Source organism: Alteromonas sp. DYW1 (genome assembly GCF_059752595.1).
Genome location: NZ_CM186038.1, coordinates 3,035,824 through 3,054,814 on the forward strand (window position 1 = coordinate 3,035,824; position 18,991 = coordinate 3,054,814).

The window sequence follows — 18,991 nt, forward strand, 5'->3', positions numbered from 1 at the left end:
GGTAACGTAAAACGCTACCCGGTATTGTCTATTTAAGACCGTTTATGCAACGTTTAACGTTGGGATAATGTTTGCTTTCGCTGCGTCTTCAGCTTTCTTAAACACTTCCATCTGGTCGAAGTTCAAGTATTTGAACACTTCTGAACTCATCGAGTCAATCTTGCTCGCATACTGCATATACTCTTCAGTTGTCGGAACGCGACCAACAATTGCACCAACCGCTGCAAGTTCAGCCGAGCATAGATACACATTAGCACCATCGCCCAAGCGATTCGGGAAGTTACGGGTAGAGGTTGATAACACTGTCGCCCCTGCAAGAACTCGCGCTTGGTTACCCATACACAATGAACATCCAGGCATTTCGGTACGTACACCGGCACGGCCATAGATATTGTAGTAGCCTTCTTCCATCAACTGCGCTTTGTCCATCTTAGTCGGAGGCGAAATCCACAGACGTGTTGGTAATGTACCATTGTACTGCTCTAACAGTTTACCAGCGGCACGGAAGTGCCCGATATTCGTCATACAAGAACCAATGAAGACTTCGTCGACATTGTCACCAGCTACATCAGACAAGGTTTTCGCATCATCCGGGTCATTTGGACAGCACAGGATAGGCTCTTTGATCTCGTCTAAGTTGATTTCAATCACTTCTGCATATTCTGCATCTTGATCGGCTTCCATCAACTCAGGATTCGCTAGCCATTCTTCCATCTTACGAGCGCGACGTTCTAGTGTACGAGGATCACCGTAGCCTTCGTTGATCATCCAACGCAGCATAGTGATATTCGAACGCAGATATTCAGCAACTGAGTCTTCAGAAAGTTTAATCGTACAACCGGCAGCTGAACGCTCTGCAGATGCATCCGACAATTCAAATGCTTGCTCAACCGTCAAGTTATCAAGCCCTTCAATTTCCAGAATACGACCAGAGAAGGCATTGATTTTACCTTTCTTAGCCACCGTTAGTAGACCTTGCTTAATCGCATACAAAGGAATCGCATGAACCAAGTCACGCAACGTAATGCCCGGTTGCATTTTGCCTTTAAAGCGCACCAAAACAGACTCAGGCATATCCAATGGCATAACCCCAGTAGCGGCCGCAAAAGCAACTAACCCTGAACCTGCAGGGAAGGAAATTCCCATAGGGAAACGCGTGTGTGAATCACCACCAGTACCTACGGTATCCGGCAACAACATACGGTTTAACCATGAGTGAATGATACCGTCGCCTGGACGCAATGAAACACCACCGCGATTCATAATGAAATCAGGTAAGGTGTGCTGCGTATCAATATCAACCGGCTTCGGATAAGCCGCCGTGTGACAGAATGACTGCATGGTCAAGTCAGCAGTGAAACCAAGACAAGCGAGGTCTTTCAGTTCATCACGCGTCATTGGTCCAGTCGTATCTTGGCTGCCCACGGTGGTCATTTTGGGTTCACAGTAGGTGCCTGGTCGGATCCCTTCTACACCACAGGCTTTACCAACCATTTTTTGTGCCAAGGTAAAACCTTTGCCCGTGTCTTTGGGTTGTTCAGGACGACGGAATAAATCCGTTTCACCTAAGCCTAACGACTCCCGAGCTTTTTCAGTTAAACCACGGCCGATAATCAAATTAATCCGGCCACCAGCGCGGACTTCGTCTAATAGCACTTTTGATTTATAGGCATATTCTGCTAATACTTCGCCGCTATCCGCGTTTAAAATCTTACCGTCCAATGGGTAGATGTCGATAACATCACCCATATTCATTTTTTCGACGTCAGCTTCAAACACTAACGCGCCAGCATCTTCCATGGTGTTAAAGAAGATTGGTGCAACCTTTCCACCGATACAAATACCGCCACCACGCTTGTTAGGTACGCCCGGTAAATCATCACCGAAGAACCAAAGTACACTGTTGGTCGCTGACTTTCTTGAAGAGCCTGTACCAACAACATCCCCCACAAACGCAACTTTGTGCCCTTTAGCTTTAATCTCTTCGATTTGTGCTAGCGGGCCCACTTCACCATGTTTTTCCGGCTCCAAGCCATCACGGGTCATTTTGTACATTGCACGTGCGTGCAGCGGAATATCTGGACGCGACCATGCATCTGGTGCAGGTGATAGATCGTCAGTATTGGTTTCACCGGTCACTTTAAAAACTGTTGCTGTGATTTTCTCCGGCAGGTCTGGACGTGACGTAAACCATTCACCCTCAGCCCATGACTGCATAACTTCAGTCGCATACTTATTACCGGCTTTGTGCTTTTCTTCGACGTCGTGAAACGCATCAAACATCAACAAAGTATGTTTGAGCTCTTCAGCGGCAAGTTCTGCCAATTCAGCATCGTCAAGCAATGCCACCAATGTTTCAATGTTATAACCGCCATGCATGTTGCCCAACAATTGTACGGCAGCATCTTTGTCGATTAATGGACACGTTGTTTCGCCTTTTGCGATTGCGCTCAAGAAACCCGCTTTTACATACGCAGCTTCATCAACGCCCGGCGGGACACGCTCTGAAATAAGTTCAAGTAAGAATTCGGCTTCGCCAGCCGGTGGATTTTTTAATAGTTCAACCAATTCGGCGACTTGCTCTGCGTTGAGCGGCTTCGGTGGAATACCCTCGGCAGCGCGTTCGTCAACGTGTTTGCGATACTGTTCTAACACTTTATGATTCCTCGTGGTTGGTTGCACCTACACTACCGATAGCGCAGGTAACAGCAATGAATTATAAAACAGCGGAAGTATAGCGCTTTGCCTAGGTAAATTAAATCCAGATAGCGCTTTTGTTTGGTTATAGCCGCCATTCACCGTCAGAATTGTTTATTTTGGTACCATTTTTAGCAGTGATGCGTCACTGCCATCCGTTAAGATGAAAATAGCGCCAGAACGACCAAGCTGGATGTCACGTAATCGGGTTTGCAAAGTTTCAACCACCGGGCGGTCAAACAGAGCTTCACTCTGACCTAGACGCACCCAATACAAGCGTTGCGCGGCTAAGGAGGTCACCAAAAAATCCCCTGATTGTTCAGCGAACAGCGGTCCACTAATTTGTACCATGGAAGACGGCGCTATCGACGGTGTCCAGTTGACAATCGGCGGGCGCATGCCGGGATAGGCATCGAATGGTGAGATATTTGCGCCGCTATAGTCTTTCCCCCAAGTCACCACCGGCCAGCCGTAGTTTTCGCCAGGTCGTAATAGGTTAATTTCATCACCACCTGCCGGACCGTGTTCATTTAAATAGACTCTTCCTTGCTGCTGATCAACAACCAGCCCCTGTGGGTTGCGGTGTCCTAAGGTGTAAACATAGTCAATTGGACTGCCAGTGCCAGTGTAAAAAGGATTATCACGCAGTGCTTGCCCCTCGTCACTCATGCGCAAGACTTTGCCAAGGTGGGATTGCTTAACTTGCGCTTGTTCACGAAAATCAAATCCATCGCCACTGGTAATGAGTAACGACCCATCAGGCAAAAACGCCATGCGTGCGCCATAATGCACCGGCGTTGGTTTATCCGGTGTGACGCGGAAAATGGTTTGCCATTCACCCAAGGATTGTTGGTAAAGCGTGGCGCGTGCAATGGCTAAGCGATTACCTTGTTCATCGCCTTCTGCATAGCTGATATAAACATAGGGCTGAAGGGCGAAATTTGGGTGGAGCTTAATATCCATCAGCCCTCCCTGACCTGCCACATATAAATCTGCAGGCATATGCGTAAAGCGCTTTATTTCTTGCCCCTGCTTGTCGAGGAGCAAAATTTGCCCACTTTTCAAGGTCACAAGCCAATCTTGTGACGGTAACTCAATCAATGCCCAAGGTTGCTGGAGGCCGCTTGTTAACGTCTCAATAGTCACCGCAGGAAAGGCGATATTAGCCGCACTGCCAGGTACATAAACACCATTGACACAAACCAACAATAATGCGCATCGCAGGATTTTGCTAAGACCTTTAAGATTATTCAGCATAGTCACGGTTACTCTGTCAAAACCATTATTAGATTCGTTAATCTAGCGGATTATCAAGCCTCTGCCAACGCCACGCTAAGCCACTTGACTTCGATTTATCGCATAGCGGATTGCTTGAATTCCATGCCAAAGCGCTGCAAGATTAGGTTAATTATAGTCACTATCGCGCTGCCACAAAGGGAGTATGCCGATGAATAAAACGTTGCATTGGATTAAGGCTTGGTTGCTTGCTGGCTTAGCCACGTTTTGCTTGGCCAGCATTGCTCACTCTCAATTTGTGCTCATTGAATTGCTTCTTATCGATGTCAATATTGGCTTTGGCGATTGGCTAAGTATGACCTTTTCTGACCTGTTGGGTCTAAGCCTTACTTATGGTGTTGCAATCATCTTATCGTTGTTTGTGGCCTTTTTAGTGCTCAGCCTGCTCAAAGCAAAAATCAAAGCGCTTCCCATGTGGCTATTTGTCATTGCTGGGGGTGTAACCATCGCTGCTATGCTGCTGGCGATGCAGCCCATCCTCGATGTCACCTTAATCGCAGGCGCTAGAACAACATTAGGCTTTATTGCCCAATGCTGCGCGGGCTTAGTGGGTGGTTGGGTGTTTGCTCGCGTATATTTAGCTACCCCGTAACATTACAACACTAAAACTTGTCGCACAGCGATAGCTACTTGGACATGCTCCCCTCATCGAGACTCGAGCATTGACCGAGAAGCACGATGAGTGGTGCATTCAGCACGACGATAACGTCCAAATGTAATCGAATTGTTAATTTATTCCGTATATGCTGAACCTTTGACCATGCAATAAAAAAAGCGAGAAGCCATGTTTCAAGATTTGTTACCGGAAAACGTCCACTCTTTGCCCGACTATATTGAGTACGTGTTCGACAAGTATACCGACGCACCTGCTTATACTGCGCTCGGCCAAACTCTTTCGTTTAATGAGATCGAGCAACGCTCGGCAGCACTGGCTAATTACCTGCAGCATGAAGCGGGCTTAGTGCCTGGCGACCGCATTGCGATACAATTACCGAACTTGTTGCAAAATCCCATAGCTGTTTATGCAGCCTTGCGCGCCGGACTGGTCGTGGTTAACACTAATCCGTTATATACACCACGAGAAATGCAGCACCAGTTTAGTGATTCCGGGGCCAAAGCACTTATTATTCTGGCTGACTTACTGCCTAATTTTGAAAAGATAAAAGCAGATACCCAAGTCCAAACGGTTATCATCACCAGTGCCACAGAGTTGTTACAACCCGCCAGCGCACCACAGCACGAGTCATACGTGGCGCTGAGTACTGCTCTGGATAAAGGCGCCAGCTTACCGCCGTTTTCCAGACCTAGCGTAACCATGGATACGCTATGTATGTTGCAGTACACCGGTGGTACTACCGGATTATCTAAAGGCGCAGCGTTGTCACATGGCAACGTGTTGAGTAACAGCGTGCAAACCTTGGATCGCTTAGGTGATCGCTTCAAGAGTGGCGAAGAAATCGTAGTATGTCCGTTACCGCTTTATCATATCTACGCCTTTACTGTTTGTATGATGACATTTTTTGCTAAAGGCTGCCTTACGATCCTGATCCCCAATCCACGCGACCCCGATGCTTTTATCAACGCGATTAAACCGTATAAATTTACCACCTTTGCGGGTATCAACACGCTCTTTGTTGGTTTAGGCCAACATCCTGATTTTAAAGCCTTAGACTTTTCTGCATTAAAGCTCACCCTTTCTGGTGGAACCGCGCTGACTAGCGCAGCGGTTGATATATGGCGTGATGTGACAGGCTGCAGTATTACCGAAGGGTATGGATTGTCTGAAACTGCACCCGTTTTGACCTTTAATGAGCCCGGTAATGAAAAGATTGGCACTATTGGCACACCGCTACTCGGTACTGAGATCCGCATCTTGGACGAAAATGACCAAGCCGTAGCCGATGGTGAAGAAGGTCAAATTGCCGCACGCGGTCCGCAAGTGATGTTAGGTTACTGGCAACGTGAAGACGCCACGGCAGAAGTAATGACCGCTGATGGTTTTTTCAAAACCGGTGATATCGGTGTGCGGTTGCCGGACGGTACCATCAAAATCGTTGATCGCTTGAAAGACATGATCCTAGTGTCAGGATTCAATGTGTATCCTAACGAAGTAGAGAACATTCTAACTGCCTACCCGTCTATCGTAGAGGCAGCTGTAGTGGGTGCTCCAGATGACAAAACTGGCGAGCGTGTGTGCGCCTACGTAACGACCTCGGCACCACTGGATAAAGACGCGGTCATCGCGCACTGCCGAGAACAATTGACCCCCTATAAGGTCCCCAAGGAGATCCACGTTCTGGACGAATTACCCAAGTCGACTGTTGGCAAGATATTGCGCCGCGAATTACGTAAGTAAACGGCTTCAACTTAATCTAAAAGCCCAGCAAACCCGCTGGGCTTTTGTTTATCTATATTCGTCAATGGACTAATAATACGTGAGATTAACGGCTTTGCCGCGGAATACCGTATAGGCAAATACGGTATAGCCGATGATGAACGGCATCACAAAAAGGGTGCCAATCAGCATGATCCTAAGTGACTCGGGCGCACTGGCACTATTGTAGATGGTCAACTCTCCCGGCACTAAATAGGGGTAAAAACTAAGTGCCAACCCACTGAAACAGCAGATAAAAACAATCACTGCCATCGCAAAAGGCAACCAACTCCCCTGATCATCATTAAGTGGTAAACGCCGTAATACCTGATACCCCAGCAGGAACATGCTAAAACACAGCAAAGGAATGACCGCAATGAGGAAAGCCAAGGGTGGGGTGAGCCAGCGTACATAAACAAATTCATTGATCAGCGGATTGACCGCACAAACGACCATTATTCCTAAGAATGTCAGAGTCCCTGCTCTTTTTGCCCAGTGGATTGCGCGCGTTTGCATCATACCCACGGTTTTCATGATTAACCAGCAACTACCAATCAAGGCATAGGCTGCTGTTACACCTAATCCGCTTAGACAAGCAAAGATTACAGCAATCAGAGTAAATTCGAACCCCATAACATAAATACCAAGCATATAACCTTGCGAAAACGCAGTAAGTGTTGAACCGATCTTGAAACAACGGTCCCAAATTATCTTGCGTTGCGGCTTTACCTTCGCGCGAAAATCAAATGAGACACCGCGCAAAATCAAACCAAAGAGCATAATGGTAGCCGGCATGTAGAGGGCATGTAATACTGCACTGTGCGCTGCTGGGAATGCAACTAATAGTAATCCCACTGCCAACACCAACCAAGTCTCATTAGCGTCCCAAAAGGGGCCGATAGAAGCGATTGCAACATCCCGTTGTGCCTCATCATCGAGCGGCAGCAAGATCCCAACGCCGAGATCATAACCGTCTAATACGGCATAAACGAGTACCGCAATTGCCATCAAACCCGCAAAGATCAGGGGTAATGTCTCATCTGCAAATAGCCATTCAAACATTAACGTTCTCCTAATGCCGCACTGTGTTGAATTGCCGCAGCATTGTGCTGGGGAATGCAGGGTTCGAACTCTTCAATATCCACTGAACGCCGGGCCATATAGAAAAGCGTTTTAACATAAGCCGTGAGTAGCACAACGTATAACAGCAGGTAGGCGATTAACGTAAACGCGACGTTACCGGCGGGCTGCGTGGTAACCGCGTCGGCGGTGCGCAATACACCTGATACTAAATAAGGTTGGCGGCCGATTTCCGTCACGTACCAGCCTGCAAGTGTCGCTATCCACCCCGAAAAGCTCATACCAATTAGTACTTTTAATTGCATTGACGATAACTGTTGATGTTGCCACAAGCGTGGAGCGCACCACCAAGCAATCATGATCATCAATAGTCCCATACCTACCATCACGCGAAAGCCATAGAACACGGGTTTGACCGGTGGGTGCTCGCCCTGAAAATCATTTAATCCCTTAATCTCACCATTCAAGTCATGGGTAAGAATAAGGCTAGCTAAATTAGGGATCGCGAGTGCAAAACGATTTTCCCGGGTTTGCTCATCAGGGATGGCGAACAGGAGCAGAGGCACGCCCTTTTGCGTCTCCCAAACGCCTTCCATCGCGGCCACCTTTTGTGGTTGATGCTCGAGTGTATTCAAACCGTGCAAGTCACCCACAAAGGCTTGCGTGGGCGCCAGCACAGCAGCCGTTAAAACTGCAGTTCTTAATGCCAATCGCGGCGCTTTTTTATCGTCTCCACGATACAAGCGATAAGCGGATATGCCTGCTACCAGAAAGCAGGTGGTCAATGCTGATGCCAGTAAGGTATGGCAAAAGCGGTAAGGAAAGGAAGGGTTGAATATAATTGCGAACCAATCCGTCGCATGCACAACTCCTTCCCTGATTTCAAATCCCGCGGGTGTTTGCATCCACGAATTTAACACTAAGATCCAAAATGCAGACATAGTGGTGCCAAAAGCGACAAGAAACGTGCTCAAGGTATGCACCCAGCCCGGTACTCTATTGAAACCAAACAGCATGACTCCAAGTAAAGTAGCTTCCAGAAAGAAGGCCGTAAGAATTTCATACGCCAACAATGGACCGGCAATGTTGCCAATTGTCTCCATAAACCCAGGCCAATTGGTGCCGAACTGAAATGACATGGTGATCCCACTGACCACTCCTAAGGCAAATGTCAGTGCAAACACCTTCACCCAAAAGCGATATATACGCATCCATACCGGATGCTGGCTGAAGTCATAGCGAATTTTGAAATAAACCAAAAACCAACCCAGGGCGATGGTTATCGTTGGAAATAAAATATGAAAACTGATATTCGCGGCAAACTGAATGCGCGAAAGTAACAGCACATCAAACATAGCGGTCACCTACAATTAAAGAAATTGGTCAAAGTGCGGTACTACTCTGCTTACGCCACTGCACTTTGACAAACCGCTTTACCGGCTTGCTACATTAACTGTTCGCTTTTAACCAACGATCTTTCATGTCTAAAACTTTGCCGACACCCGAACCAAGCTTCATCAGGGTATTTAATTTTTCGGGGCTCAAACTTTGTAACGCTTGGGTCCACTCAGTGATTTGCTCAAGCAAATTGTGGATATCCTCGATTTGGCTTTGCGCATAAACTTCGGCGGAGTTCGCAGGCTGATCCAGTAAGATGTCCCTGAGTAAACTTAGTGTCGGATCCATTTCTCGTTTGCGGCGCTCTTCAAACACCCGGTTAGCCATATCCCAAATACTACCTTTGGCGCCATAAAACTCTTTCCGTTCGCCGGGCTTATGCATCGTACTGATCAACTGCCAGGAATGGAGTTCCTTCAATCCCATGCTCACATTACCGCGAGAAATACTCAGGGCCTCGCCTATTTCGTTGGCCGTTAATGGTTGCTCATTAACCACCAATAATGCGTAGATTTGACCAACGGTGCGATTGAAGCCCCAGCGACTGCCCATCTCACCGAAGTGCATCACGAAAGACTCAATCATAGGGGTCATCGCCATACCTTTTCTCAACTTTCAATATTTTCTGAAAGTATAATAAACAATTGACACAGATCAAAGCTTTTTTCGTGCCACCAAGCATTCACATAGCGTTTCCTTTAGGTGCTTTGATTGTTTTTCCAGCGCTGAATACGCATAATCAGGAACTTACCAGAAATAGTGTTGCTTTTGGGCTATGTTTATTCCCATTGTCCAGCCGTCGTTAATGCCTGAGGAAGTCAATGATGTTACGTGGAAAGGTTTGCTTGAAAGTTCGCCTACTTTCAACGGCTATGTTGTGCTTGAGTCTAAATGCTTGTAAATCAACCGATCACACAGCGTATCAAAAGGAAACGCTAGCAAGCTTGGCTCAGACTGAACAGCGCATTGTTACGCAACTGGCAAATTTGCATGCCATGCAAAATGAGAGCGGCGTCAGCATTAAATCACTGCGCAATGAAGTGACCGCGTTGAGCCAGCAAATTGCTGACACTCAGGCATTATTGGCAACCTACACCGCGCAGCAAACCGCACAAATCGTCAGTGCTGAGCCAGAAGAGCCACAAACGGTTGTCACCAACAATGGAAGTTTTGTACTTGGTGCCGTAGAACGTGTCACGATTGAGGCTATTGGGCAACAGTTTGATGCGCGCATAGACACTGGTGCTGCTACGTCTTCTATCAATGCTGTCGATATTGAAGTCTTTGAACGTGATGGCGATGATTGGGTTCGATTTCATATTTTGGATGAGTCAAACCAGCCAACCGAAGATAACTGGGTAGAAGTGCCTGTGGTGCGGTTTGTCAATATTCGTCAAGTCTCCAGTGCAGAGGCTGAACGGCGACCCGTAGTGAAATTATGGACACAACTCGGTGAAATGCGTGACAACAGTGAATTTACCCTGGCAGATCGTTCACATATGTCTCACCCAGTATTGTTGGGGCGGGAGTTTATGCGCGATGTGGCAATTGTCGATGTCAGTAAAGAATTTGTTCAATCACGCCCTCAATAATGCTGAACTTAGGAAGCCTTAAATGACGTCAAAAGTCCCATTTTACATTGCGGTCGCCACCATGGTGATTATTGGGATTGCAATGAGTATCACTCGTCATCAAACGTACAATGTGCCATGGGTACCTGGCGAGACTCGTCAAATTTGGGATATCGAAGCACGCATAGAATTTACCGCCCGTGGCGGCGAAGTGAAAGCGTCGCTTGCAGCACCTAACACGCAACAAGGCTACACCCTGATCAATGAATCAGCTTCATCACCGGGTTATGGTGTATCCTATGTCACGACCCCTTCTGGGAGACGTATTGAGTGGACTGTTAGAGACGCGAAAGGGCCACAAACGATATACTATCGCTCACAATTCCTGGTAGATAATAATTCCTCGTTTGACGTAACCCCACCTGCCAACGCAGTACCACCACCGAATTTACCCAGTCTAGAGTTGGCCGCAGGCAAGGCCCTGGTAGCACGAGCCCGTGAGCGCTCGGCTGATAATCAATCCTTCACCCGAGAACTCATCAAAGCACTTAACGATCCGGAAAGTCAAAATGCGTCGTTGTTGCTGCTGACCAACAATAAAACGCAAACACTATATGCACTGCTCAGGTTAGCCGCAATCCCGAGCCGCATTGTTGGCGTGGTCGAATTAGAAGATGGTCGGCGTCGACAGAATGTGCAACCAATGGTCGAAGTGTGGACGGGTGATGAGTGGCAACTCTTTTCTCCGGCTAAAGCTCTCAATGCTCAAGAACATCCATTGCTAATTTGGGATCAATCCAATATATCGTTGATTGATTTAATCGGTGGCAGTAATAGTCGAGTCAGTTTTTCAATGATCGCAAGAGAGATCTCGGCGCTTGAAGCGACGCAGAGTAAAGTTCACGCAGATGGACTTCTCAACTTTTCGATTCACAGTTTACCGCTGGCAGAACAAGCCATGTTCAAAACCATCATGATGATCCCTATTGGTGCATTAATTGTCGTGTTTCTGCGCATTATTATCGGCTTAAAAACATCGGGTACCTTCATGCCAGTGTTAATTGCGGTCGCGTTTGTGCAAACCCAATTACTCACCGGTATTATCGGCTTTTTACTCATCGTCGGCACAGGGTTAATCATTCGTAGTTATCTATCCCGACTTAATTTGTTGCTGGTTGCGCGCATTTCAGCGGTGATCATAACCGTCATTTTGATTATTTCAGTATTTACCGTCGTTGCTTTTAAAGTTGGCTTAACCGAGGGCTTATCAATCACATTCTTCCCGATGATCATCTTGTCATGGACCATTGAACGGATGTCGATTTTGTGGGAGGAAGAAGGCGGAAAAGAGGTTATGCTGCAAGGCGGTGGTTCATTAATCACTGCCGTTTTAGTGTATCTCGCGATGACCAACCCATACTTGCAGCATCTCACGTTTAATTTTATTGGATTACAACTGATTGTACTGGCAGGCATTTTAGTATTAGGAACATACACCGGCTATCGGTTAACCGAACTGCGACGATTTAAGCCACTGGTAAAGGACTAGATCATGCTGTCAGCGCTACTCACTCTCGCCAAGATCCCTGCGCAGCTGAAAAGCAAAGGTGTGCTAGGCATGAATCAACGCAACCATGCGTTTATTGGGCGATACAATGATCGCGCCAAATATCCCTTGGTTGACGACAAACTAAAAACCAAAATCATCGCGCAAAAGCACGGGGCAACAACGCCGGAAATGATCGGTGTTATCAGTAATCAGGCAGAAGTCAAGCACGTCCACGAGATGGTCAGGAACTGGCCTGGATTTGTGATTAAGCCAGCCCAAGGCAGTGGCGGCAAAGGCATATTAGTTATTGTAGAGCACGATCAGCAGGTCTATAAAAAACCCTCGGGTATGCAGATTTCCCGTCAAGAGGTTGAAAGACACATTAGCAATGTTTTGTCGGGACTGTTCTCGTTAGGTGGTAAAACCGATGTTGCCATTATCGAAAACCTGATCCGGTTTGATGATTGCTTTGCTGATTTTACCTATGAAGGTGTACCCGATATCCGCATAATTGTATTTAAAGGCTATCCGGTGATGGCGATGATGCGTTGTTCAACGGCTGCATCTGACGGCAAAGCCAATCTGCACCAAGGTGCTGTCGGCGTGGGATTAGATATAGCTTCGGGCAAAGCCATACGTGCAGTGCAGTTCGAGCAGCCCTTAACCCACCACCCTGACACAGGCGTTGATCTCTCGACCCTTGTCGTGCCCGACTGGCGACGGCTATTAGTACTTGCGTCGAGCGCTTGGGAGATGACCGGGCTCGGTTACATGGGAACCGACATGGTGCTGGATAGAAATAAAGGTCCGATGGTGTTGGAATTAAACGCCCGCCCCGGACTTTCAATCCAAATCGCCAATGGCGTTGGGCTCATTCCCAGACTGCGGCAGATTGAAAACCTCGAAGCGCCGGTCAGGTATCCCACACCCGAGCAACGGGTCGATTACTGTATGGAGCAGTTCGGAACAAAACCTAAGTTTAATTACCTTTAACGATTGGTGCTCTGGAGATAGGACTGTTTTTTTATTGTCCGCTTCGCTAAACTCTCGCGTTAATTAACAACTATCAGGTCACACTAACCCAACCATGCTCTCTGTCGTTACTCTTGATGACTCTCAAATAGCCGAATGTACCTTGGTTAGCGGCACCAGTGGTCGCGCAGTGCGGTGGTTGCTGGCTGGTTTTACCCTCGGATTTGGTAGTTTGATTTACGCATTAGTGATTGCCAAACCTGAAGTGCCAGTCGTGATCAAGGGGGTCTGTCTTGGGCTGTTTGGCTTTGCTGTTTTTGCCTTATTGATTAGTGGTCGCCTTAAGCGGGGCTGGCCGAACATTCTGCACGATAAGCAGTTTTTGTATGTGGTTTACGATCCCGCAAAATCGGAATTCCTAAAAATTCCAACTGCCGCTATTGCTGGATGCAAAAAGAAAATGCTGTATCCCAACACCATGGCAGTATCAGTGGAAATTAAACCCGAGCGCTTAACCGAGAATTGTCACAGTCTATTAAAAGGCGCAATATTTCCGGCCCATGACGCTGTGCATATCTACAGCGCATTAAATAGTCGCAATCGCATTATTGCCCAGATCACCGCGCTTACCGAGGTAAGCGCGGAGTAGCCCCAATTTATTTTTGGCTCGCTATCCATTCATCGATCATGCGTTCTAAGATAGGCAACGGCACCGCCCCACCGCCTAAAACCACATCATGGAATTGACGAATATCAAAATTATCACCTAGCTCGGTACGCGCTTTCTCACGCAGCTCTAGGATCTTGATCATACCAATTTTGTAGCCTGTCGCTTGGCCCGGCCAAACAAAATAACGCTGTACTTCTGAACGAATTTGCCCAATCGGCACCGGCGAATTTTGCTGGAAATAGTCAATCGCTTGTTGCTCGGTCCAGCCTTTAGCATGGATCCCGGTATCCACAACTAAACGGATTGCGCGCCACATTTCCGTCACCACGCGACCAAAGTCTGAATACGGGTCCTGATAAGCCCCCATCTCCTTCGCGAGCAACTCTGAATACAACGCCCAACCCTCTACATACGCATTAAAGAATTGCTGAGTTCTGAAGGTAGGTACACCTTCAAGCTCCTGCGCGATAGAAATTTGCATGTGGTGACCTGGATTGCCTTCATGATAAGCAATCGCTTCCATTTCATTCTTTGGCATTGAGGTCATATCAATCAAGTGTGCATAATACACACCTGGGCGCGAACCGTCGGGTGTACCAGGATAATAGTGCTGAGCAGCGCCCGGCTGTTCACGAAAAGCTTCGACGCGTTTTACCACTAAATCGGCTTTCGGCAAGATCCCAAAATACTCTGGCAACTTACTATCTATATAGGCCAGGAAGGCTTTCGAATCGTCGATATATCCTTGCCGCCCTGCATCGGTATTAGGGTAAAAGAAACGTTCATCTTCGGTCGATGTCTTGATGAATTCAAAAAATGCGGCAAGGTCTCCGTCAAATTCCACGGCATCTTTAATGGCTTCCATTTCTGCTCGCAAACGTGCGACTTCAGATAACCCGAGCTGATGGATCTCATCGGCTGTCATCTGAGTTGTCGTCGAATTAAATAATGCCGCGTTGTAAGCGTCGATTCCGTCAGGCAATGCACTCATGCCACTGGCCTGCTCCGAGATATTTTCCCGATCCGTTTGATGCCAAGTGATAAGTGCTTGATAGCTATTATAAAAGTCCGTTAATAAGGCTTCTTTCGCTTGCGCAGTAAACTCATCAGCTTGCGCTTGGTCAATTTTGCCCGCATCAAGTAATCCGGCGATTTTGCGTTTGGCGTCGCCAAAGATCGCAGAATCTTCATCCGCAGCTTCAGTAAATGGAGCTCCCGTGATCAAATTGGTGGCCTGTTCAATTACCCCATCATAGGCAAAATACGGCGGCCGAACGCCCTCAGTCGCGTGTAACTCGGCACGTTTTAATAACTGTGTCATCGCCCGTGCTAATCCACTGATCCGTGAGATATAGTCACGCATGTCCTGTACTTCGGTGACATTGTGAAAGTTGATCAGTAAATTAGGCAATGAACTCTGCGGCCCAGACATCTGCGAGAAGATATAGGCACGACGCTGAAATGGACGCAGCGCTGTGGCGACGTCATAGCTATAGATCCAAAGATCATAAGAAATCTTTGCATCATCACTCAGTTTGGCATAATCGAAGGAGTTCTTGAGCTCTTCCACGCTGGCTTTAAGCCACTCATACTGCTGTTCGTCCGCCAGCTCAGACATATCATCAATTTCACCATATCGCTCTTTGCGTCCCAACGAAGTCAGAGTGAGCGGCGATTGCATCAACTGCTCTTCGTACTTGGTTTCAAACCATTGATTCAAGCGTTCAGTCTCTGCTGCTTGCGCATCAACCGTCGAGCTCTGCGCTGCAGCCGTAGATGCAGTATTTTGCGTATTAGTCTCAGGAGCCTTTGAGCAGGCACCGAGTAGTAGCGCAGTAGTCAAAGCAAGCGCTATCTTGCCGGGTTTAAAAGTCATTTTCCTTCCTCACTGTCGTGGCTTGGTGCGTTTGAATAATAGTCAGTTAGCCTTCTGAATAGTTGTAAGTGACGGACTGACCAATTTAAGCTTCTATCGTTAAATCGATGATTGGCTGATGTTTTAACGATCACTACCTTAGCATCTGGCGCGATGTAAATATATTGATGATAAATACCTCGCGCCATAAAGTCAGAGTCGCTGCCTGGTGGTAACCACCACTGGTAACCATAACCATAGGGACTTGATAAATCCGCATCAGCACTGCGTAATACGTGGGGGTCCGTTGCGTGGGTTGATTCATATACCCATGACTCAGGCACTACCTGCTGCCCATTAAAACGCCCTTGATTAGCATACAACCAACCAAACTTAGCATAATCTCGGGCAGTGACATTTAGACCGCCAAGCGCTAACTCCATGCCGTCATCGTCGCTTAACCAAAATGCAGTGTCCTGCATACCTAAGGGTTCCCACAGATATTTCTGAGTATATTCAGTCAGCGACTGTTGGGTTGCTCTAACCAGTACCATGCCCAAAACCTGAGTATCAATACTCACGTAATGATTAACTTGACCTGGTGACCGCTGAGATTCTAATGAAGCGGTAAAATCATCTAACGAGCTACCAAAAGCGATGGCTCGCGAAAAGCGATTAATATCCGAGTTGAAGTCAGCGTAGTCTTCGTTGAAACGAACCCCAGAAGACATTTGCAGCACATCTTTTATTGTCGCCTGTTGATAGCCACTGGTGGCTAGCTCTGGCACATAATCCACCACAAGCTGATTGATATCCTCAATATACCCCTGCTCTACTGCAATACCCACCAACGCTGAAACAAAGGATTTAGCCACCGAAAACGAAATATGTGGCCGGTCGGCAGCGCCTGTTTCACCATAGTATTCATACACGATTGCCCCGTCAGCAATCACCAGTAAACTGGTGGTTCGACTTTCAATCAAAAAGTCTGCCACGGTTTCAGTCGTTACTGGATCTTGCAGAGTCAGCTCTGTTGGTGCTGGCGCTGCAGTGCGCGGAAATACATAAGGTTGGCTACTTGGGGCTAACGTGGTCACCTTAAATGCCGCGGGCATGGAAACAAAATTGTGTGCAATTTTATCCTCGTCATACAACGTGATCGCCATGTATAAGCGCTTTAAATTGTCGCCATACGCCGCGAGTAGTCCCAGGACAATCGCAACTACTGCGAATCCGATAGTCGATTTGCGCGACATTACTGATTACTCCTTAATACCGTGGGCAAGTAATTGAAACGCATATTCTTGCGCGCGGTCCTTTAACCTTCCGTAGCGACCACTGTTAGCAAAATGCCCAGCCCCCATATTCATGCGCATAACAAGCAGATTATTATCCGTTTTTCTATTGCGCATCTTCGCCGTCCACTTAGCCGGTTCCCAATAGGTCACCCGTGGATCATTTAAGCCCCCTGTGACCAGCATAGGCGGATACTCACGAGCGGTGATGTTGTCGTAGGGGGAATAAGATAGTAAGTATTCAAATACCGCTTTACTTGCCAGAGGGTTACCCCACTCCTGCCACTCCGGCGGTGTGAGCGGTAATGACTCATCCAGCATAGTGTTGAGAACATCAACAAAAGGAACAACTAAGGACACTGAACGCCACAATTCCGGCGCTTGTATTGTCATTGCACCCATCATTTTGCCGCCCGCGCTACGCCCAGATATTGAGATATTGCCAGCACTGACATAGTTTTCCGCAATCAAGTACTGAGCAACATCGATAAAATCAGTAAAAGCATTCATGCGCTTGTCTAATTTGCCGTCCAGATACCATTGATAACCCATTTCGTCCCCGCCGCGCACATGGGCGAGCGCAAAGGAGAACCCCCGGTCCAATAAACTCAAGCGCTCTGCCGCAAAACTCGGACTCATGCCGGAACCATAGGCACCATAGGCGTATAATGACATAGGCGCACTACCATCTCGCTTAAACGACTTATGGTAGACAATCGAAATCGGCACCATTGCACCATCGCGTGCAGGTGCCATCAGGCGCTCAGTGACGTAATTGCTGGCATCATAACCTGAAGGGATCGCTTTTACTTTACGGGTAACTAGCTGTTGCGACGCAAGATCGTAGTCAAACACTGAATCGGGTGTGATCATGGATCCGTAATTGATCCGCACATGGTCTTGCTGAAACTCGGGGTTTGTCCCTAAACTCACAGAGCGGGCGGGCTCAGGTAATGCTAATTGCTGGCGCAAGCCACCATCGAAAGCATGTAATTGAATATGTTCTACCCCATCAATTGAAAGTTCCAAAGCCAAAAATGTTTGGAACGCTTTTAACCCCTTTAAATACATCGCATCATTGCCAGCGAGCACGGTTTGCCAGTTTGACCTATCGCTGATTTGCGCTGACGGCAATGTACTATCTACTGCGACTAAGCGCCCATTCACATGGGTATCATTAAGCATCACAAATAATTGTTGGTCAGCTGAATCAACCTCGGCACTGACCCCATCAGCGCGGTTGATTAACTCAACAGGCGCGGCAAATAGATTCTGTGCAGGCAATAACTCAACATCATTGTTTCCGCCACTGTAGGAAGACTTAACTAACCAGCGTTGATCCGAGGTAAACGTTGCACTAAGGTAAAACTTAGTATCGGTCTCGGTAAACAAGACATGGTCGGGCGCTTGCTGCTCATCTGGTGCTAATAGACGTAAATTGATAGATTCAACGTACCAGCGATCGACACTCAATTTTTCATAAACAATTCCACTGCCGTCAGGCGTAAACTCAACACTACCACCGATACTATTTAAATCGATGGGTAGTACAGCATCGCTACGTAAATCCTTCACCACCGCTACATAGCGTTCGTCACCCGTGGTATCTACGGTATAAACCAACAATTGATTATCGGGTGATATATCCCAATCGCCGACAACGAAATAATCATACGCTTGCGCCAACGCCGGTACATCGAGAAAAACCTGCTCTTGCTCACTACCTAGAGCACGTCGCAAGTAGGTGGGATAATTTTCACCTTGCCGATATTCATAGCGATACTCGTAGCCATTTAAAGTAAAGGGAACCGACGACTCAGTTTCATCAACCCGTCCTTTAAACTCCTCAAATAAGGTATTAACTAATGCTTCATGTGGCTGCAAAAACGCATCAAAGTAGGCGTTTTCAGCATGTAAGTACGCCAGCACATCGGGATCTTGAGTGTCGGGGTAATTGGGATCTTTTAACCAATGGTAGGGATCATCAACCGTTATCCCATGATGGGTGTAAGAAAACGCTTTGGGTTTGACTTGCGGTGCAGGGACCGCGAGCGCTTGCAGGCGCGGATAGGTGTCTGTCACGGTAGTGTCCAAATCGGGTTTATTGGGTGTACAACTGATTAGCATGCTAGACGTGATGGCTATACACGTGAACGAGGCAAAAAATGAGTATCGCATAAAGGTGTAAAAAATTATTGTTATTATTGTCTACCACCAATATACAAAAAAACGCC

Annotated in this window: 14 protein-coding genes; 6 read left to right on the forward strand and 8 right to left on the reverse strand. The window is 47.4% G+C overall.

Annotated elements, in window-relative coordinates:
* Positions 1 to 42 precede the first annotated feature (42 nt).
* Entirely contained in the window at positions 43 to 2,655 is a 2,613-nt protein-coding gene (acnB, locus tag AC121Z_RS13685) for a bifunctional aconitate hydratase 2/2-methylisocitrate dehydratase (protein WP_498124575.1), read from the reverse strand.
* Between the two features lie 156 nt (positions 2,656 to 2,811).
* A complete protein-coding gene (locus tag AC121Z_RS13690; protein WP_498124577.1) occupies positions 2,812 to 3,954 on the reverse strand; it encodes a PQQ-dependent sugar dehydrogenase in 1,143 nt (380 codons plus the stop codon).
* 190 nt (positions 3,955 to 4,144) lie between these two features.
* Here AC121Z_RS13690 and AC121Z_RS13695 point away from each other — a divergent pair, with 190 nt between their 5' ends.
* Both AC121Z_RS13695 and AC121Z_RS13700 read left to right on the forward strand, forming a co-directional pair.
* Positions 4,145 to 4,585, forward strand: coding sequence for a hypothetical protein (locus tag AC121Z_RS13695; RefSeq protein WP_498124579.1), 441 nt, complete (start codon positions 4,145 to 4,147; stop codon positions 4,583 to 4,585).
* 192 nt (positions 4,586 to 4,777) lie between these two features.
* Positions 4,778 to 6,349: an AMP-binding protein gene (locus AC121Z_RS13700; protein WP_498124581.1), complete on the forward strand. Its 1,572-nt coding sequence runs from the start codon at positions 4,778 to 4,780 to the stop codon at positions 6,347 to 6,349.
* A 69-nt stretch (positions 6,350 to 6,418) separates the two neighbouring features.
* Here AC121Z_RS13700 and cydB read toward each other — a convergent pair whose 3' ends face one another.
* The 3 genes from cydB to AC121Z_RS13715 all read right to left on the reverse strand — a co-directional run bounded on the left by cydB (position 6,419) and on the right by AC121Z_RS13715 (position 9,445).
* Positions 6,419 to 7,429: a cytochrome d ubiquinol oxidase subunit II gene (gene cydB / locus AC121Z_RS13705; protein WP_498124583.1), complete on the reverse strand. Its 1,011-nt coding sequence runs from the start codon at positions 7,427 to 7,429 to the stop codon at positions 6,419 to 6,421.
* Positions 7,429 to 8,802 (reverse strand): cytochrome ubiquinol oxidase subunit I, encoded by a 1,374-nt coding sequence (locus AC121Z_RS13710; RefSeq protein WP_498124585.1) that lies wholly within the window; start codon positions 8,800 to 8,802, stop codon positions 7,429 to 7,431. Before AC121Z_RS13710 ends, cydB begins: the two co-directional genes overlap by 1 nt.
* A 94-nt stretch (positions 8,803 to 8,896) precedes the next feature.
* The gene (locus AC121Z_RS13715) at positions 8,897 to 9,445 is read right to left on the reverse strand and encodes a GbsR/MarR family transcriptional regulator (protein ID WP_498124587.1); all 549 of its coding nucleotides are present in this window, start codon (positions 9,443 to 9,445) and stop codon (positions 8,897 to 8,899) included.
* 221 nt (positions 9,446 to 9,666) lie between these two features.
* On the opposite strand from AC121Z_RS13715, the gene AC121Z_RS13720 reads away from it, so the two are divergent.
* The 4 genes from AC121Z_RS13720 (at position 9,667) to AC121Z_RS13735 (ending at position 13,586) form a co-directional block, all read left to right on the forward strand.
* Complete coding sequence (locus AC121Z_RS13720) at positions 9,667 to 10,437, forward strand: ATP-dependent zinc protease family protein (RefSeq protein WP_498124589.1); 771 nt, start codon at positions 9,667 to 9,669, stop codon at positions 10,435 to 10,437.
* Between the two features lie 22 nt (positions 10,438 to 10,459).
* Complete coding sequence (locus AC121Z_RS13725) at positions 10,460 to 11,965, forward strand: inactive transglutaminase family protein (RefSeq protein ID WP_498124591.1); 1,506 nt, start codon at positions 10,460 to 10,462, stop codon at positions 11,963 to 11,965.
* 3 nt (positions 11,966 to 11,968) lie between these two features.
* Positions 11,969 to 12,958, forward strand: coding sequence for an alpha-L-glutamate ligase-like protein (locus tag AC121Z_RS13730; protein WP_498124593.1), 990 nt, complete (start codon positions 11,969 to 11,971; stop codon positions 12,956 to 12,958).
* A gap of 94 nt (positions 12,959 to 13,052) precedes the next feature.
* On the forward strand, positions 13,053 to 13,586 hold the full coding sequence (locus AC121Z_RS13735) for a hypothetical protein (RefSeq protein WP_498124595.1): 534 nt from the start codon (positions 13,053 to 13,055) through the stop codon (positions 13,584 to 13,586).
* 7 nt (positions 13,587 to 13,593) lie between these two features.
* Here AC121Z_RS13735 and AC121Z_RS13740 read toward each other — a convergent pair whose 3' ends face one another.
* Genes AC121Z_RS13740 through AC121Z_RS13750 form a run of 3 tightly spaced genes read right to left on the reverse strand, consistent with a single transcriptional unit; the run spans position 13,594 to position 18,839 of the window.
* The gene (locus tag AC121Z_RS13740; protein ID WP_498124597.1) at positions 13,594 to 15,483 is read right to left on the reverse strand and encodes a DUF885 domain-containing protein; all 1,890 of its coding nucleotides are present in this window, start codon (positions 15,481 to 15,483) and stop codon (positions 13,594 to 13,596) included.
* The gene (locus tag AC121Z_RS13745; RefSeq protein WP_498124599.1) at positions 15,480 to 16,718 is read right to left on the reverse strand and encodes a serine hydrolase domain-containing protein; all 1,239 of its coding nucleotides are present in this window, start codon (positions 16,716 to 16,718) and stop codon (positions 15,480 to 15,482) included. Before AC121Z_RS13745 ends, AC121Z_RS13740 begins: the two co-directional genes overlap by 4 nt.
* 6 nt (positions 16,719 to 16,724) lie before the next feature.
* A complete protein-coding gene (locus AC121Z_RS13750; protein ID WP_498124601.1) occupies positions 16,725 to 18,839 on the reverse strand; it encodes a S9 family peptidase in 2,115 nt (704 codons plus the stop codon).
* Between the last annotated feature and the right edge of the window lie 152 nt (positions 18,840 to 18,991).

What these genes read in the sequence shown, in the direction of transcription:
- AC121Z_RS13690 (WP_498124577.1), bottom strand. Translation starts at nt 3,954, where the DNA reads ATGCTGAATAATCTTAAAGGTCTTAGCAAAATCCTGCGATGCGCATTA.
- AC121Z_RS13695 (WP_498124579.1), top strand. Translation starts at nt 4,145, where the DNA reads ATGAATAAAACGTTGCATTGGATTAAGGCTTGGTTGCTTGCTGGCTTA.
- AC121Z_RS13700 (WP_498124581.1), top strand. Translation starts at nt 4,778, where the DNA reads ATGTTTCAAGATTTGTTACCGGAAAACGTCCACTCTTTGCCCGACTAT.
- cydB (WP_498124583.1), bottom strand. Translation starts at nt 7,429, where the DNA reads ATGTTTGAATGGCTATTTGCAGATGAGACATTACCCCTGATCTTTGCG.
- AC121Z_RS13710 (WP_498124585.1), bottom strand. Translation starts at nt 8,802, where the DNA reads ATGTTTGATGTGCTGTTACTTTCGCGCATTCAGTTTGCCGCGAATATC.
- AC121Z_RS13715 (WP_498124587.1), bottom strand. Translation starts at nt 9,445, where the DNA reads ATGGCGATGACCCCTATGATTGAGTCTTTCGTGATGCACTTCGGTGAG.
- AC121Z_RS13720 (WP_498124589.1), top strand. Translation starts at nt 9,667, where the DNA reads ATGATGTTACGTGGAAAGGTTTGCTTGAAAGTTCGCCTACTTTCAACG.
- AC121Z_RS13725 (WP_498124591.1), top strand. Translation starts at nt 10,460, where the DNA reads ATGACGTCAAAAGTCCCATTTTACATTGCGGTCGCCACCATGGTGATT.
- AC121Z_RS13730 (WP_498124593.1), top strand. Translation starts at nt 11,969, where the DNA reads ATGCTGTCAGCGCTACTCACTCTCGCCAAGATCCCTGCGCAGCTGAAA.
- AC121Z_RS13735 (WP_498124595.1), top strand. Translation starts at nt 13,053, where the DNA reads ATGCTCTCTGTCGTTACTCTTGATGACTCTCAAATAGCCGAATGTACC.
- AC121Z_RS13740 (WP_498124597.1), bottom strand. Translation starts at nt 15,483, where the DNA reads ATGACTTTTAAACCCGGCAAGATAGCGCTTGCTTTGACTACTGCGCTA.
- AC121Z_RS13745 (WP_498124599.1), bottom strand. Translation starts at nt 16,718, where the DNA reads ATGTCGCGCAAATCGACTATCGGATTCGCAGTAGTTGCGATTGTCCTG.